Source organism: Pedobacter punctiformis (genome assembly GCF_027213715.1).
Lineage (GTDB): Bacteria > Bacteroidota > Bacteroidia > Sphingobacteriales > Sphingobacteriaceae > Pedobacter > Pedobacter punctiformis.
In genome coordinates this window covers 323262-341160 of sequence record NZ_JAPWGM010000002.1, presented here as the reverse complement: position 1 = coordinate 341160, position 17899 = coordinate 323262, and the positions used below count along the sequence as shown (strand labels likewise).

General features: G+C 35.4%; 11 protein-coding genes. 7 read left to right on the top strand and 4 right to left on the bottom strand.

Translation table 11 applies throughout. From position 1 onward, the window contains the following. Positions 1 to 9 precede the first annotated feature (9 nt). The 4 genes from pgl to O0955_RS07295 all read right to left on the bottom strand — a co-directional run bounded on the left by pgl (position 10) and on the right by O0955_RS07295 (position 4725). Positions 10 to 735, bottom strand: coding sequence for a 6-phosphogluconolactonase (pgl, locus tag O0955_RS07310; RefSeq protein ID WP_269426888.1), 726 nt, complete (start codon positions 733 to 735; stop codon positions 10 to 12). Positions 736 to 919: 184 nt separating this feature from the next. Continuing rightward, on the bottom strand, positions 920 to 2434 hold the full coding sequence (zwf, locus tag O0955_RS07305; protein ID WP_269426887.1) for a glucose-6-phosphate dehydrogenase: 1515 nt from the start codon (positions 2432 to 2434) through the stop codon (positions 920 to 922). A gap of 28 nt (positions 2435 to 2462) precedes the next feature. Beyond that, positions 2463 to 3878, bottom strand: coding sequence for an NADP-dependent phosphogluconate dehydrogenase (gndA, locus tag O0955_RS07300; RefSeq protein WP_269426886.1), 1416 nt, complete (start codon positions 3876 to 3878; stop codon positions 2463 to 2465). Positions 3879 to 3963: 85 nt separating this feature from the next. Continuing rightward, a complete protein-coding gene (locus O0955_RS07295) occupies positions 3964 to 4725 on the bottom strand; it encodes an ROK family protein (RefSeq protein ID WP_269426885.1) in 762 nt (253 codons plus the stop codon). Positions 4726 to 4888: 163 nt separating this feature from the next. Between O0955_RS07295 and O0955_RS07290 the strand changes: the two genes are divergently transcribed. The 7 genes from O0955_RS07290 to O0955_RS07260 all read left to right on the top strand — a co-directional run bounded on the left by O0955_RS07290 (position 4889) and on the right by O0955_RS07260 (position 17880). Then, positions 4889 to 6112, top strand: coding sequence for a sterol desaturase family protein (locus O0955_RS07290; protein WP_269426884.1), 1224 nt, complete (start codon positions 4889 to 4891; stop codon positions 6110 to 6112). A 500-nt stretch (positions 6113 to 6612) separates the two neighbouring features. Beyond that, entirely contained in the window at positions 6613 to 9927 is a 3315-nt protein-coding gene (locus O0955_RS07285) for a SusC/RagA family TonB-linked outer membrane protein (RefSeq protein WP_269426883.1), read from the top strand. A gap of 11 nt (positions 9928 to 9938) precedes the next feature. After that, on the top strand, positions 9939 to 11504 hold the full coding sequence (locus O0955_RS07280; RefSeq protein WP_269426882.1) for a SusD/RagB family nutrient-binding outer membrane lipoprotein: 1566 nt from the start codon (positions 9939 to 9941) through the stop codon (positions 11502 to 11504). Positions 11505 to 11520: 16 nt separating this feature from the next. Next, positions 11521 to 13038: a DUF5689 domain-containing protein gene (locus O0955_RS07275; protein WP_269426881.1), complete on the top strand. Its 1518-nt coding sequence runs from the start codon at positions 11521 to 11523 to the stop codon at positions 13036 to 13038. Positions 13039 to 13265: 227 nt separating this feature from the next. Next, a complete protein-coding gene (locus tag O0955_RS07270) occupies positions 13266 to 14507 on the top strand; it encodes an O-antigen ligase family protein (RefSeq protein ID WP_269426880.1) in 1242 nt (413 codons plus the stop codon). 27 nt (positions 14508 to 14534) lie between these two features. After that, complete coding sequence (locus tag O0955_RS07265; RefSeq protein ID WP_269426879.1) at positions 14535 to 15821, top strand: hypothetical protein; 1287 nt, start codon at positions 14535 to 14537, stop codon at positions 15819 to 15821. 91 nt (positions 15822 to 15912) lie between these two features. Continuing rightward, on the top strand, positions 15913 to 17880 hold the full coding sequence (locus tag O0955_RS07260) for a transglutaminase domain-containing protein (RefSeq protein WP_269426878.1): 1968 nt from the start codon (positions 15913 to 15915) through the stop codon (positions 17878 to 17880). Positions 17881 to 17899 lie beyond the last annotated feature (19 nt).

The window sequence follows — 17899 nt, the reverse complement described above, 5'->3', positions numbered from 1 at the left end:
GTCTTTTTATTAATTTTCTAACAATTTGGTTGCGGCTTCATCAACAAACCAGGTTAATTTACCATCAATAGGATCAATTAATTGTGATGGATAAGTATCTACATCTTTCTGCTCATCGCCAATAACATGTTTTAGTGCTTCGGCTTTACCTTCGCCAAATACCAGAAAAGCAATGTTTTCTGCTTTGTTAATTAATGGGGCCGTAAGACTGATGCGGTATGTATTTAATTTTTCGACAAATACAGCTGCAACGGTTGCTTCTTCATCCTTAACCAAAGAGGTGTGCGGGAAAATAGAAGCTGTATGCGCATCATCACCCATGCCTAAAAGAATTAAATCAAAAACAATATCACTGCCTTCAAAGTGTTTATCCAAAGCTTTTTTATACTCAATTGCTGCTTTTTCCGGTGCTAAATTTGTATCGATATAAAAAATATGATCTTCAGCAGTTCCTAAACCTTCAAATAAAGCTTTTTTCGCCATTAAACCATTGTAATTGGCATCGTCAGCTGGTACATTGCGCTCATCACCAAAAAAGAAATATACTTTTTCCCAATCAATTCTGTCTTTGCACTCCGTGGCCAAAAAGTTGTAAAGCGCTTTTGGAGAATTTCCACCGGTTAATACAAAATTAAAGCGATCATTTTCCTCAATTGCCATTTCTGCAATTTTGATTACGTAATCTGCTAAATCCTGATTTAACTCTTCTAATGTTTTATAAATAAGTAAATTCATTTTAAAATTTTTAATGCTTTACTAAGTTGTATTCGTCATTGCCAGGCACGAAGCAATCCTACTACTTTGGTGGACGCTTATATCACATAACTTTTAATCTAATTCATCGTACAAATCAGATTGCTTCGTGCCTCGCAATGACGATTATTCTATATAGATTATCCATATAGAATTATTGTACCATTTAATCTTTATTCTTTAGCGGTAAATTAAACCAATGGAAACCATCTCTTGCAATTAAGGCCTCAGCTTCTTCTGGTCCCCAGCTATCAGCAGGGTAGTTAGGGAAGTTGATTGATTTTTTGCTTTCCCAGGTATTTAAAATTGGCATAACCAATTCCCAGGCAGCTTCTACCTGATCGCCACGCATAAATAAGGTTTGATCACCCATCATTGCATCCAATAATAAGGTTTCGTATGCCTCTGGGGTATCGCTATCGTAAGTGCCTTTGTAATCGAACACCATATCAACAGGATTTAAAACCATATCTAAACCCGGTCTTTTGGCTTGTACCTGCATACGAATGCTCATTTCAGGCTGAATACTAATAACCAGGCGGTTTTGTTGCCAGTTTTCAGTTACGCCTGAAGAAAAAATCTGGTGAGGCACATCTCTGAACTGAATGGTAATTAATGACGAAGTCTGATTCAGGCGTTTTCCTGTTCTCAAATAAAATGGAATGCCCTGCCATCTCCAGTTGTCGATGTGGAATTTAACTGCGGCAAAAGTTTCTGTATTAGAATGAGGATCAACACTGGTTTCCTGACGGTAGCCAGGTACTTCTTTACCTTCAACCCAACCTTTGCTATATTGACCGCGAACGGTATTGAAACGGATATCTTCAGGAGAGAAAGGACGCATGGCTTTTAAAACCTCCACTTTACGGTTGCGGATTTCATCGGCATCGAAATTAATCGGTGCTTCCATTCCAATTAAGCATAGCAATTGTAAAAGGTGATTTTGAATCATATCTCTTAAAGCACCTGCACCTTCATAATAACCACCGCGATCTCCTACACCCAATTGTTCGGTCACTGAAATTTGAACATGATCGATATAAGACCTATTCCAAAGTGGCTCGAACAATGCATTTGCAAAACGGAAAGCCATCATATTTTGAACCGTTTCCTTACCCAAGTAATGATCGATACGATAAATTTGTTTCTCGGTAAAGATATTACGTAATAAGGCATTAAGTTCTTTTGCTGATTCTAAATCATGGCCAAAAGGTTTTTCAATTACAATACGGCTATTGTCTTCGTTTTGCGTTAATTTATATTTTTGCAGGCATTCTGCAATCACCGGGAAGAAATTTGGTGCTACAGCAAGATAAAAAATCACCTGCGTTTCAGCTCCGTATTCTTTTTGATATTTTTCTACAGCAGTTTTTAAGTTTTCAAATGTTTTTGGCTGTGCAAAATCGGTAGGGCAGTAATGGATGGTATTGCCAAATTCTTCCCATTTATCTTTTTTAACCTTTCCGGTGCGGGAAAATTCATTAACAGCATCCTCAAGCGCACCTTTGTAACTCTCATCTGTAAATTCGGTTCTTCCTGTGCCTATTACAGCAAATTTTTCAGGCATATAGCCTTCTATAAATAAGTTGTATAGGGCAGGAGCTAATTTTCTTTTATTTAAATCACCTGTACCACCAAATATTACAAATATTGTTGGATTTAACTCGGTTTTGGTTTTCATTTTATTTTATAGGGTTGTGAATCTAATTTTAAGATAATTTATTCCAGTCCGCATGGAAAACACCAGATTGATCAACACGTTCAAAAGTGTGGGCTCCAAAGAAATCACGTTGTGCCTGAATTAAATTAGATGGCATTCTGCCTGTTGTAATGGTATCAAAGTAAGTTAGGGTAGAAGCAAAAGCCGGAATACCAACACCTGCATTTACACAAGCTGAAACTGTTTTGCGAGTACCTGGTAAAGTACTTTTTATAATTTCCTGTATACCAGCATCAGCAAATAAATGCTCTAAACTATTATTTTTATGGTAGGCCTGATAAATATCTTCTAAAAATTTAGCCCTGATGATACAACCACCACGCCAGATTTTTGCAATTTCCTGCAATTTTAAATCATACTGATATTCTTTCGATGCTTGTACCAATAAATGCATTCCTTGTGCATAAGCACTAATCATAGAGAAATAAAAGGCATTTTCAAGTTCATCAACCGTTACATCAATTTTGGTATCTTTTTTACCAAAAGCATTTTCTAAAGAAACCCTTAAATCTTTAAATTTAGAAAGATCACGGTTAGATACCGCTTCGTTAATGGTTGGAATTGGCAATTGTAACTCCATTGAAACTTCTGAGGTCCATTTACCGGTTCCTTTAGAACGGGCTTCATCTTTAATCTGATCTAAAAGATCATTTTGAGTTTCAGTATCTTTAAAGACAAAAATTTCGGCTGTAATTTCTAATAAAAAAGATTGAAGACGGCCTTCATTCCATTTTTTAAATACTTCATAAATCTGTTGGTTAGAATAACCTAAACCATTTTTAAGAATACCATAAACTTCGGCAATTAACTCCATAATGGCATATTCGATACCATTATGAACCATTTTAACAAAGTGGCCAGATGCACCCGGGCCGATATAAGTAACACAAGGGTCGCCGTTAACTTTTGCAGCAATTGCATCAAAAACATCTTTTACTACATTATAAGCTTCTTTGTCACCTCCCGGCATCATACTTGGGCCAAAACGTGCGCCTTCTTCACCACCTGAAATACCCATCCCGAAAAAGTGTAAGCCGTCTTTTTCAAGTTCGTCAACACGACGGTTAGTATCCGTAAAATGCGAATTTCCACTATCAATTATAATGTCGCCTTTACTTAAAAGCGGTTTTAATTCTACAATAACACTGTCTACAATAGGCCCTGCCGGAACCAACAAAACTAGAGTGCGTGGCGTTTGCAGGTGACTAATGAAATCTTCTATTTTATCAAATCCTTCCAGCTGATGTGCTTTTCCTTCTTCCTCAAGTTTGGTAATCATTTTATGATCTTTATCATAACCCGTTACAGAAAACCCTTTATCAGCCATATTTAATAATAGGTTACGGCCCATTGTGCCTAAACCAATCATTCCTAATTTATATTGTTTTGATTCGTTACTTGCCATTTTTAATTTATATATGTACCCAAAATTAGGGTTTACAATTTAATATTGAAGCTATTGATGTTAAATGATTGTAATAAAAGTCGTATTATTTTGATTGCGGTTTTACCGTAACAATATTATACTTGTCGGCCAGTTTCCAAAGTTTAGCGCCTCCTTTAATACCATCTCTGTTGGTTACAATCTTAATGTTATTTTCAAGTTTAAAATCTATTTGTTTTGAATTACCGCCACCAATATATAAAGCATCGTAGTTGAAAACTGTTTTATAAATCTCAATTACTTTTTTCAGGCGTTTGTTCCATCTTTCAGTACCAATTTTTTCAAAAGTTTTATTACCGATATAATCATCGTAGTCTTCTTCTTTATTAATAGGAAAGTGGGCCAGTTCTAAATGTGGAAGTAGCTCGCCATCAAAAAGCAGCGCTGTGCCAAAGCCCGTACCTACAGTAAATACAATTTCAAAACCTTTACCTTCTACAATGCCTAAACCTTGCTGATCGGCATCATTTACCAATCTAACAGGCTTATTTAATGTATTAGCAACCCGCTGAGCAAGATCTACATCTTCCCATTTGCCTTTGGCCAGGTTAGGCGCAGTTTTAACAATACCATTTTTTACATAACCCGGAAAACCAATGGAAACGCGATCGTAGGTTAATGGAATAGGTTTAATCAGATCTTCAATACCCGTTACAATATCTTTTGGCGTGGCACCATCGGGTGTTTTGCTTTTCATATATTCAGAAAGCATATTGCCATTTTCATCCAACAGTACCGTTTTTATACTGGTTCCACCAATATCAATAGATAAAATGTTTGTATTCTCAGCCTTTTTGTTAGTAGCCATTTTATTGTGTTTTATGTATAGTAGTTTACAAAAAAACTAAAACAAAAAAGATTAAACGAATAGAATGCGAATAAAAGTTTAAATAATAATCTATTAAATCTATATAATTAGTAGATAATTATTATGTTTGTAGGATTGTATTTATTCACTCAACCATTAAAATATGCATACTGTAAACTATTTAGCTTTTGCCATCCCTGCATTCTTTTTATTTGTTTACATCGAATTTAAGATTGCCAGATATAAAAAAAGAGCTGATGTTTTTAAATATGAAAGTTCAGTGGCCAATTTTAGTGTGGGTATTGCAGAGCGTTTGCTTAATCTTTTTATAGCGGCAAGTTTTTATCAGGTTTATCAGTGGATTTATATCAATTATGCCATTTTTGATATCTCTGATAAATGGTATGTATGGATATTTATATTACTGGCAACCGATTTAGTTTGGTACTGGTACCACAGACTTGGGCATGAAATTAACTTTTTGTGGGCCGCACATATTGTCCATCATCAAAGTGAAGAGTTTAATTTATCGGCAGCGGCCAGAATTACTACTATACAAGCCATTTTTAGAAATGTGTTCTGGTGTGTTTTACCCCTAATTGGATTTCATCCCAATATGATTATTACCATTTTGCTGGCGCATGGAGCTTACTCGTTTTTTACGCATACTCAATTAGTTGGTAAGCTGGGTTGGCTGGAAAACATTTTTATAACCCCGTCTTTACATGGCGTACATCATGCATCAGACGAAAAATATCTGGATAAAAACTATGGAGATGTATTTGTTTTCTGGGATAAAATTTTTGGAACATTTCAAACTGAAGAGGAGCCGCCCAAATACGGATTAACACATCCGATAAAGAGTTACAGTTTTTTATGGCAGCATTTTCATTATTATTTAGAAATAGGAGAAGCTTATAGAAGGGCAGAGGGATTTAAAGCAAAGTGCAATGCTATTTTTGGAAGCCCGGCCTTGATGGATCAAAACATCAGACCAATTTTAGAGGAACGTTATTTTCAAAATAAAAGTCAGCACAGTGCTAAGCCCAAATTCAAGCCTTATTTAAATATACAGCTTATTACAGTGGTTGGGTTGCTTACCCTGATGACCTTATTTTACAGCTCCTTTACAATGTTAAACAAAGTTGCGGTACTCATCTTTATTTTAGTTACGCTGATTAATATCGGTGCGCTTTTAGAGCAAAGAAAATGGATTTATTATTTAGAATGTTTCAGGTTAATTTTAATTTTTACTTTCTTTTTCTACACTTTTAACTGGCTCGAATTTTTAATATTTCCGGTAATTATTCTGATTGCCCTTGAGCGAACCTGCTCTTTACGTAAACTTTATATGAAGCACGTATTTGAATATATAAAGGCAGGGTAAATATGTTTCTTTAGCTTTCGATTTAAAAAGGCTCATAATTGTTACAATTAAGGCTTTCGTTTTATTGCTATTCTTTTTTGAGCGCAAAAATACGTTTGTAATGAAATTATTACAATAAGATTTCGTTGTATTATTCCTTAGCTAAATCTTGTCTTTTTATTCTTTATTCAGGTTTTATAGTCTGTTTTTACCTTGCAAACGCATAAAATCTATATTCTGATTTTACCCTGATTATCTATATTTTCAGCTCTTTAAATGCTCCTGTCTAAAATATCTTTAAATGATATATTTTATTGTTTTTAGTTTCGATTTGTTTTTATAATTTTAATTAACGAAATATATGGTAAGTTAAATTAAATGAATCGCAACATGTAAAGGTTGCTTTTTAATACTTTAATAGTCGCTTAACATATTTTTAACATAAAGGGACTTACTTTGCCGGCAATCCGGACGAAATAAATCGAAATTATGAACACTATTACTAACCGGATATACTAATTATGATTAAAAATTTTACTCAACAAATTTCGTGGCACCAGTGCGTTTTGCACGTGAAAAAAAGCAGCCCTGATCATCATTGCAAAAAAGGCAATACTTTTTTTAAGCCAACGCTAAAACGCTTTAGCATCCTGGTTTGCTCGGTAATTATGCAATTAATTTGTATAAACGGCAGTTTTGCACAAACTCCATCACAAAACATCGTTATTAAAGGTACTGTTTTGGATGATGAGGATGGACAAATATTAGTTGGAACAACCATAACTGATGATAACAGAAAGGTTTTAGGCGTAACCAACGCACAAGGAAATTATTCTGTCAGTATTCCAAAAGGCGGTACAGTTGTTTATAACATGGTTGGTTATGTTGCTGTTAGAAGAGTATTTAATAACAATGAAAATAATATTGTTATTCGTTTAAAATCTTCAACCAGTCAGTTAAACGAAGTAGTGGTTACTGCTTTAGGCATTAAAAGGGAAGAGAAAGCATTGGGTTATGCCGTAACAAAGGTTGACAGCGCACAACTTACAAATGCGGTTGCAAGTAACTGGACAGATGCATTATCGGGTAAGGTAGCAGGTTTAAACCTGGTGCGAAACAGTGGACCGGCAGCTTCCAATAAAATTATTTTGCGTGGCGAAAACAATTTAACCGGCGATAACGAAGCATTAATTGTTATAGATGGGGTAGTTGCAAGCAGTTCTACAAGACGTACAGGTGCCTCATCCGGTGGGGTATACGGTACTTCAGGTGATATTATGCCACCAGATTTTGGTTCTGCATTAAATGACCTTAACCCGGATGATATTGAAAGTGTTACTGTATTAAAAGGGCCGGGTGCATCAGCACTTTACGGACAGCGTGGTGCCAATGGTGCAATTATCATTACCACTAAATCTGCCAAAGCAAACCGTAAGCTTAATATAACTTTTACTTCTAACAGTACCTGGGAGCAGGTAAATAGTGGTCCTGATATCCAGAGTGATTATGGTCAGGGGCAATTTGGAGTTTCTTATTTTTCTTATGGCGCAACAGCCGATGGTCCAAGCACTAACGCAACCAGCGCAAGTTGGGGTGCACCTTTTGCTTTGGGCGGTATGTTTTATCAGTATGATCCGGTTACGAAAACCAGAGGTCTGGACAGAACACCATGGGTAGCTTATCAAAATCCTGTTGATGCTTTTTTTAAAACCGGTTTCGAATCTTCTAACTCTGTAAGTTTAGACGGTTCTTATAAAAAAGTAGGTATGAGGTTTTCAGCAAGTCATGGTAACAACTCATGGATAGTGCCAAATACAGGTTTGGAACGTACTACGGCTTCATTTTCTGCAAATTCAGACGTAACTAAAAAATTAAACCTATCATTTAAGGCAACTTATAATAACAGACACAGTGATAATTTACCTGCTACCGGTTATGGTAATCAATCGTTAATGTATTGGTTTATGTTTGCTCAGCCAAATGTAAATACGGATTGGTACAGAGATTACTGGGCACCCGGAAAGGAAAATGTACAATTTGTAAACATTACTACCACAAATCCTGAAAGCCCTTATGCAATTTCTGAGCAATACATTAACAAACAACGCAGAAATGGTGTTTTAAGTAATATTCAGGCCACTTATAAATTTACGGATGAGTTGAGTTTATTGGTGCGTGGTTCAATAGATTACAATAAAGAAATCCGCGAAACTCAACGTCCCTGGGATGCTGCAGGTAATAAATTTGCCCAGGGTTCTTATCGTGTTCAGGACATTGTTTCTTATGAGGCCAACGCAGATTTCATGTTGAGATATGATAAAAAAATCAGTAATTCCATACATATGAATGCCAACGTTGGAGGTAGCCAGATGCGTAACGAATATCATAAAGCCGAATTACGTGCAGATGGATTGGTTGTGCCAGGTGATTTTAGCCTGACCAACAATGCAAATCCACTAATTTCGGTACCAGATACAGCACGTTACAGGATAAACAGTTTTTATGGGGCAGTATCTTTTAGTCTTAAAAATTACTTATTCCTTGATTTAACTGGTCGTCAGGATTGGAGCAGTACATTGGCTACGCCATTCAGAACTGATAATGTAGGTTTTTTCTACCCTTCAGCGAGTACTTCATTTGTGGTTTCAGATTTTTGGAAATTGCCTAAAGCAATCAACTTCTTTAAATTAAGAGCATCTGTTTCTCAGGTGGGTAGTGGAGGCACTACACCTTATCGTACTGCTTACAATTATAATCTGGCTTCGAATGGTATTTATCCGGATAGTGCAATGGCTAACCCAACTGTATTGCCAAATTCAAACTTAAAACCATTAAAAACCACAACTATAGAAGTTGGGGCTGAAGTGAAATTTTTTAAGAGCAGGTTAAATTTTGATTTTGCCGTTTATAGTGGCAATACAAAAAATCAAATTCTTAACCGTATAGTAGATCGTTCTACAGGATATAATGTTGCCGTAGTTAACATTGGCAGGGTGGATAATAAAGGTATTGAGCTGGCTGTAAATGGTACACCTATACAAACGGAGAAATTTAAATGGCAGCTTACGGGAACCCTTACGGCTAATAGAAACAAAATTGTTGAACTTGCCGATAGCTCGGTGGTATTAAGGACCGGCGCTTTAGGAGGTGGACAAATTGTTGCTAATGTAGGTGGCAGTATGGGCGATTTGTATGGAAGAGGTTTAATGCGTTCTCCTGACGGACAAATTATTTACGATGCTACAACAGGTAACGCAAAACTGAGCAATTTGGATCTTATTTATTTGGGTAATACCATGCCAAAATTCAGGTTTAGTTTCGGTTCAACCTTTACTTACGATCGCTTTAGCATTAGTGGCTTGTTTGATGCTCAGCTTGGTGCAGTAGCACACTCTTTAACTTTCTCCAGAATGGCTGCTTTAGGTAAGCTTAAACTTACTTTACCAGGCAGATATAATGGTGTAATTGGCGAAGGGGTAGTACAAAATCCAGATGGTAGTTACCGTCCTAATGATGTAGTTGCTACAAATTTAGAAAGTTTCTATACTTCACTTTATGGATCCGATCAGGCTGAAGGAAGTATTTTCAGAACGGATTATTTGAAATTCAGAGAAGCCAATTTAACCTATGCATTTGGCCAGAAGTTTTTGAAAAGAATAGGTTTTACAAAACTTAATTTAAGTGTATATGGTCGTAACCTGTTTATCTGGTCGCCATGGCCAGCTTTCGATCCTGAATTTGGTACTTTATCAGGTACTGATATTGTACAAGGTTTTGAAACCGGTCAGTTACCGTCGACCAGAAGTTATGGTTTTCGTTTAGTTGTTGGCCTATAAAAAAAGAGATTATGAAAACTACAAATAAAATAATCAACTATATATTACTATCGGCATTATGCATATCAACTTTTTCCTGTAAAAAAGGGTTTAATGAGGTAAACACCGATCCGATAGGTAAATCAAAAGTGACTGCCAATCAATTACTGGCACCGGCACTTGTAAATATTCTATCCGCAAATATGGTGCGGAACCGTAACTTTAATAACGAATTGATGCAGGTTACTGTTGATATAAGTGATGCAGAAGGAAAAGTATTCAGGTATGACGTACGACGCAACTGGGCGGATTATACCTGGAATACCTGGTATCCGGAATTAACCAATCTGCGTGATATTTACACCATTTCCAATCAGCCTGAATCTTTAAATGCTTCCTATAAAGGGATTTCATTAATTACTCAGGCATGGACATTTCAGTTGTTAACTGATGTTTACGGAGATGTACCTTACTCAGAAGCAAATCAGGGTAAAGAAGGAAATTATGAGCCCGTATTTGATAAGCAAAAAGACATTTACCTGGATTTGTTTACCAAGCTGGAAGAAGCAAATAAACTACTTTCGGAAGGAAAGCAGATTGTATCAACCGGAGATCCTGTTTATCAGGGAGATGTTAACAAATGGCGCAGATTGGGCAATTCTCTTTACTTACGTTTATTACTCCGTGTAGCGGGCAAAGCCGAAGTCAGTGCCCAGGTAATTGCCAAAATTAAGGAGATAGCTGATACGAACAAAGCAAACTATCCGATAATGGAAAACAATACCCATACTGCAAAAATTCTTTGGAATGGAACCAATAGCAGTACAGCGGTATATTCATCTCCTTTTATGATTAATGTTCGTGCAGTAGATTTTAGAACACCTGCAATTTCAGCCTTCTTTATTGATAATTTAAGAAATTGGGCTGATCCACGCATTAATCCAACTTTTGGAAAAGGTGGTGTGAATAGATTTGGCATAGCGCCGGGACCAATTGGTTATTCCGGTGTTCCAAGTGGCTATGATGCTGGAACTTCTATAACAAAGCAAGCTTATTTTTATTCTGATGCTCAAAATGCAGGGGTTACCTTACAAACTGATCCATATACTGGTATCATTATGAATGTTGCCGAAGTTGATTTTATTTTAGCAGAGGCAGCCGCAAAAGGATGGATTAGTGGTACCGGTCAAACTTATTATTACAAAGGGATAGCAGACGCAATAAACTACTGGATACCTGCTGCAAGCGTTGACACTTCAAATCCTGCATTTCTTGCTTATTTAACAGCGGCAGATATTGCCTGGGATAATGCTTTGCCACTAAACGGTACAGCAGGCTCGGCAAGTAAAATGGAATTTATCCATTTGCAAAAATATTATGCTTTGTTTTTGGTAGATTTTCAGCAATGGCTTGAGTACAGGAGAACAGGATACCCTTTCCTGTCAAAAAGTACTGGCTTAGCAAATGGAGGAAGAATGCCGGTTAGATTGAATTATCCGCTGGTAACACAATCTACCAACCCAACAAATTATAAAAATGCAGTTGCATCACAGGGTGCTGATGACATCAACACATTAGTATGGTGGCAAAAACCTTAATCGGATCAGAATTAATATGAAAAAGATAATATTTTATATAGGTGTACTTGCGGTTGTTTGCAGCACCTGGGCAGGATGTAAACGCGATAGCGATTATATTCCGGTTAAACCTAGTCCTTACATTTCAAATTTTGATTTACGTAAGCTTTTTAAAGACGCCGATTTACAGCTTAACACCGAATTATTAGGTGGAGCAAATGCAATTAAAGGTATTGTTATTTCAGATTTCAGGTCGGGAAATTCTCCCGCAGGACTTCTGATTTTACAAAACAGCAGAACAGTCGGCAGTGGTATAGACTCTTTACGCGGTATAGCCATTAATGTAGGCAGCGATGCTTCAAAATATATCCCCGGAGATTCTGTTCATGTTAGAATTGACGGCGGAGTATTAAAAAGGGTGAATGGAATTTTGCAGGTAGAAGGCATTTCAGGTGCATCGGTTAGTAAAATGGCGGCTAACAAATTAGTTAAAACACAAATTGTTAGTGTAGGTGGAATTCTGGCATCACCAGGTACTTATGAATCTACACTGGTAACAATTGGTAGTGCATTAGTAGAGCCGGAACCTGTGACGGGGGAAACCTTCTCGGGCGATAAAACAATAAATGATGGTTCAGGAAAGGCTACGGTACATACCGAAACCACGGCTTCTTTTGCTTCTGCTTCGTTGCTGATTAGTGGTAATTTTACCGGGATACCTTTTGTTAATGATAAAAAAATGCAATTATGGATGCGATCAATTGATGATTTTCGTTTTGCTGTATTGCCGAAACTTTCTCCGGCGATTATTAGTGGTTATTTGGCAGATCCAAACATAAATCCTGATGGTAATTATGAATACATTCAATTTTTAGCAACTAAAGACATTGATTTTTCTAAAACGCCTTTCTCGGTTTATACAACTAATAACGCAGGCGCAACAAATCCTTTCCCAACTACCGGATGGAACCTGGGTGGAGTAAGAACTTACAAGTTTAAGCTTACATCCGGTACAGTTTCAAAAGGTCAATATTTTTACATTGGCGGTAGCACCAAACTCATCAATGGCCCCAGTTCTACAAATATCAGTTCATCAAAATGGATTGCAAGTGTAAATTACACCACTGCAACAGGTGCTGATGGAATAGGCGCTGTTACCACTAACTTGTTGGCAAATAGTGGTAATATTGCAGGTATTGCAATATTTGAGGGTACAACGGTTGATGTTAACACCGTTCCGTTAGATGTAATTTTCTATGGTGGTACTGGAGGTAATTTTTATACAGCAGGTCCGCCGGAAGCGGGTTACCGCATTACGAATACAGACTATTACAGCACCAATAATCCATCTACAGGAGCAAAACAAGGATTCATGGGCGCAGGCACAAACACCTTCCGTTTAGGCTTTCCAACAGCAATTAGTTTTGCCAGTTTTGGAGGTGTTTACGATGCTACTTCAGGCAGATGGCTTACTAAAAGAGCATTAACCAGTATTCCGTTAACCGCGACCTCGCAAATCTCGGTAATTGAAGGTGGTACAGCCCTTGTCAATTAAAAAATAAAAAATTGAGTCAGTTAGCAATAGCTGACTCTTTTAATTATTTGTGAATGTCTCATTATTATTTACAAAAATAATTCTGAAATTTAAGTAGGTAATATTATTTGATTTTCTTTATCCAAGATATTTAGCTATTACCAAATAATGTATTATCTAATCAATGTCATGTTAAAACTGGTAATAAAGTTCAGATACTTAAAAATATTTGTCTTAAAATTTTACAATTGAAAAAATACATTATATCAATCGACGCACTGCCTACAGCCCTAAATATGCTAGGAATTGCTATTGCGTTGATATTTGAAAGTAGATCATTCATTATGGGATATTTGATCAGTCTTTTTTTTGTGTTTTGGATGAGTTACAGATCCGATGCATTTAAAAAACAACTAATTGGTTTTGTCGTTATTATAATATCAGTGCTTTATTGTTTGGTTACTTTCGTTAAAGTCGATTCATCACTTGGACGAAAATTAATTTATAAAATATCATTAAATATTTGGTTTGACCATCCATTCAAAGGAATAGGTTTTGGAAGGTTTCCTGAAATATTTGGAGATTATCAAAGTGCATATTTTGCAAAAGGCCAATTTACTGAAAAAGAATTATTGTTAGCAGATAACACTAAACATGCCTTTAACGATTATTTGCAGTTTGTAATCGAAGGTGGCGCCATGAGTATATTGGTATTAGTTTTATTTTTTTTATTTATATTTAAATCCTTTCAACTTGCATTCAATAAAAAACACAACAATGCGCTATTACTTTTTGCCAGTTCACAAATAATTTCGCTTGGAGTAGCGGCACTATTTACGCATGTTTTAGAAGAACCATGGTTCCAATTGCAATTAACACTTTCCATATTGATAGTCATCCGATATGCCTACTTCGCAAAGTATCCTTTAATTGTATTCAAATATGTTGTAGTAGTTATTATTGCAAATATTATCTATATTAATTTTGGTTTTTATCTCAGAAATTATAAGCAATATCAGAGCTACGAGAGTGCGAAAGCAGATTATAACATGGGATTTGTAACAGACGCAGTCAAAGGGTACCAAACTGTATATCCTTTTCTTAAAAGTGATCAAGTTTTCTTAAGTGATTATGCCACTGCTTTAACAATATCAGGTGCTCAAATTAGAGCAGAGCAGATAATGGAATCTGTTGTGACAATAGATAATTCAAGTTTATATTATAATAAATTGGCTGATTGTTATAGGGATAATGGAAAAGTATATGAGGCTGAAACTGCTTATATAAGAGCAATCAATATGGTCCCTAATCGATTTATACCGAGATATAATCTTTTTAATTTGTATAAAGAAACTAAACAATATGAAAAAGCATATCACGTCGGAAGTCAAATTCTAAAACTCCCCATTAAAATTCCATCAGCATCTGTTGCATATATAATACAACAAGTTAGAAGACATATAGAATCTAAAAAAATATTACGTTATTAACTAAATATTAACCTAAACCATCAAATCATGAAATTAAGGCTTGTCTATCTAGGCGTTATTACCATTTTACTAGCAGGAACATTTACTGGCTGCCAAAAGGATATTCTTGATGAATCCTCGGCACTTGAAGAACTTAATAATCCGGAACTTCCAGTTACAATTGAGTCCGCAAAAGTATATTTAAAGAATTTGAGGAAACTGCAAGGCAACAGTGATGTTCCTCTAAAAAAAAGTAAATCTGTTGCTGGCTTTTCTAAAAACAAAAAATTTGTAATTTTTTCAAAAGCATATAGTAGCGAAACTTCGACCGCAACTTTTATAGAAACTCCAATACTTTATAATAGACGATCGGTTCCACTTATTAGAACTAAAGACGGAACTAAAGATCCACAGATCGATGCTAAGGTTTGCGCATCATCAATGGATAGATTTGTAATTTTTAAAGATAAAAAAACAGGGAAGGTAAATAATTTTATAGTTACCTTTTTGCCTAATGAGGAATATCTAATAAAACGAAATGGTGATATAAGTAGAAACCATATTAATAGACTCGATAGGGATTTTGGAGGGTTTCTTATTTATAAAAATTGGAAAGGAAAAATAATCAGTATGAGAGAGGTGCGTGATGGTAAAATAATTTATAGAAAGAAAAGTGAAGCATCCAATGTTAACACTGTAAAACTGACAAAAAATAATGCTCAAGTTGAATCATATAGTTCAATTTGTGATTGGGTATGCACTCCTGTAGAGATAGATATCTATGAGCAGATTTGTTATTATGCGAACCCAGAAGGAACTTTTGAACAATGTACGTATGGAAATTTAAGCACTGAAATTGTAACTTTATGTACCCCACAACAAGATCCACCTGCTGGATGTACAACAGTACCTAATGTTCAGGAGGAGCCATATATAACCCCAGATCCCTATAATGAAGGTGGAGTGATTTGCCCTGAACTTAGCCAACGACCAACTGAAAATTGCATCTCTGCTCATTTTCCGGGATATGGACCAGCTGGGTCGGATGTTAGATTTGAGATCTTTGGGGTATACGTTCTTCCCGGTAATACCTGGATAGTTTTTGAAAATATAAATACAAATGTTCAATATAAAGCCCCAATTGCGGCACCGGATGGCTACTTAATGTATCCATGTTTATATTGGTGGTATGTTACTATCCAACTTCCTTCAGATATACCGCCAGGTAAATATTATATGAAATGGGAGTGTGATGGAGAAGTATTCGAATATGGGCGATATACTAATGATCAAATGACAACTTTTGTGAAAAGCAAATTTACTGTGACACCTTAGCAAACAGTTAATTGTTTATATGTTACTGTAAGAATTTAGTAATCTAAATTCTTACAGTAAGTTTTTATACACTACTTTAAATATTAAGTTAATGTTTCTTAGAAAATTTACGTTGTGGTTATACCTGTTGCTTTTTATATCTTGTCATCATGAATCAGAGAAAATAACCAAAGTTATTTTGCTTTCAGCTGACAACAAGGAAGAAATAACTCGCGTCATTGAGCATGAAAGAAATTTGGGAGACAATCGAAAGATAAGAGCTGCTGAATTTCTAATTTCTAATATGAGCGATAAATATTTTTTAGATGGTGATGAAATCAATAGTTATAATAGTATTTTTTCAGTTTTTGCTATTTACCATAAAAGAAAGCAATTTATTTATAAAAATTCCCCAGTAATACAGTCTAAATGGGATTCTATTCTATCTATTTACGGACATCCAGTACTTGATGAAATGGAAAGAGTTCAAGACTATCATAAGATTAAATCTAACTTTCTTATTAATAACATTGATTCAGCGTTCTTAGATTATAAAGGAAAATGGGGTAAGCATTTATCGTTTGATCAATTTTGTGAGTATCTTTTACCATACAGAAATTACAATGAAAAACTTGAACCTTGGAGGGGGATTCTTTATTCTACTTATAAACCTCTTTTCGATTCAGTAAGGAATAAAGGAATATATCAAGCTGTTGAAAGTGTAAACACTGCTTTAGAAAGAATTTTAGATACAAATCACACATTGTGGGACTATCCCTTTGATATTTCAACCACAAATATGCTTTTGGGTCGCCGAGGTTCGTGTAAACAAGTAGTATCCCATACGGCGTTAATTTTTAGGGCTAATGGTATTCCAGTTGGCATTGACTATACTCCACTGTGGGGAGATCGCCCGAATGGACATTATTGGAATAATGTAATACTTGAGAATGGGAAAAACTTTTCTTTTGAGGCTGCATCAATTCCATTTGGCGCAGTAAAAAAATTTCCCTACCGATTGGCAAAAGTATATCGAAGAACATTTGGTATTCAAAAATCAGAGGTTCCAGATAACATGAATGAGGTACCTGAAAATTTATTAGATAACAGGAGAATTGATATTACTGAAGAATATACAAAAAGTTACGACATAGTTGTGCCTTTACTCAGAGTTCAACAAGCCTTGACAACAAAAAATGCAGTAATTTGCACCTTTGGAAAGCAGGAATGGAAAGCTCAAGATTGGGGAAAAGTTATTAGTGGAAAATCATATTTTAAAAAAATTGGTTCAAATATCTTGTACATAGTAATGTATTATAAAAACGGAGAATACATTCCAGCAAGTATGCCATTTATATTAACCAAAGATGGAAAACTTAATTTTATAAATCCAAATTTTAGAGAAACGCAAAGTGTTAAACTAACTAGGAAAAATCCAAATTGGCCGGTAAATATAAAAAATAACGAAATGTCTCTTGGCATTAGATTTCAAGGTGCCAATAAAAGTGATTTTAGTGATTCAATTGATATCTATACAATAAATGAAATACCTACTGGATTTGAAGAAATAAAAGTTAGTAGTTCAAAAAAATTCAAATATGTCAGAATGATTAGTCAGCAGAAAAAAAATGCTGTGATTGCAGAATTGGAATTTTATGTAAAAAGAAATAATCAAAAGGAAACTCTTGTTAAGGATGGTAAAATTATTGGATATCCTAAAGTTACAGATGATGCAGGAACACCATATAAAAATGCATTTGACGGAAATCCTGAAACTTATTTTATGGGAGGAAAAAAAACTGCAGGCTGGACAGGTTTAGTTTTAAAACAACCTAGCAGGATAACCAAAATCCGATATTGCCCAAGGAGTGATACCAACTTCATACTTGTTGGGGATACTTACGAACTTGTGATTTGGAATGGTATGAGATGGGTTTCCTTAGGAAAGAAAATTGCATTAAAACAAGAATTAGTTTATCGGAATGTACCAAAAAATAGCTTGATGTTATTGCACAATTTATCGCGAGGTAATGAAGAAAGAATTTTCACCTATCAAAAAGAAAAACAAGTGTGGTGGTAAAGTGCTTAAAATAATATTT

Bases quoted from the DNA above. Each gene is read 5' to 3' on its own strand.
- zwf (WP_269426887.1), bottom strand. From the start codon at position 2,434: ATGAAAACCAAAACCGAGTTAAATCCAACAATATTTGTAATATTTGGT.
- O0955_RS07280 (WP_269426882.1), top strand. From the start codon at position 9,939: ATGAAAACTACAAATAAAATAATCAACTATATATTACTATCGGCATTA.
- O0955_RS07285 (WP_269426883.1), top strand. From the start codon at position 6,613: ATGATTAAAAATTTTACTCAACAAATTTCGTGGCACCAGTGCGTTTTG.
- gndA (WP_269426886.1), bottom strand. From the start codon at position 3,878: ATGGCAAGTAACGAATCAAAACAATATAAATTAGGAATGATTGGTTTA.
- O0955_RS07295 (WP_269426885.1), bottom strand. From the start codon at position 4,725: ATGGCTACTAACAAAAAGGCTGAGAATACAAACATTTTATCTATTGAT.
- O0955_RS07265 (WP_269426879.1), top strand. From the start codon at position 14,535: ATGAAATTAAGGCTTGTCTATCTAGGCGTTATTACCATTTTACTAGCA.
- O0955_RS07260 (WP_269426878.1), top strand. From the start codon at position 15,913: ATGTTTCTTAGAAAATTTACGTTGTGGTTATACCTGTTGCTTTTTATA.
- O0955_RS07275 (WP_269426881.1), top strand. From the start codon at position 11,521: ATGAAAAAGATAATATTTTATATAGGTGTACTTGCGGTTGTTTGCAGC.
- pgl (WP_269426888.1), bottom strand. From the start codon at position 735: ATGAATTTACTTATTTATAAAACATTAGAAGAGTTAAATCAGGATTTA.
- O0955_RS07290 (WP_269426884.1), top strand. From the start codon at position 4,889: ATGCATACTGTAAACTATTTAGCTTTTGCCATCCCTGCATTCTTTTTA.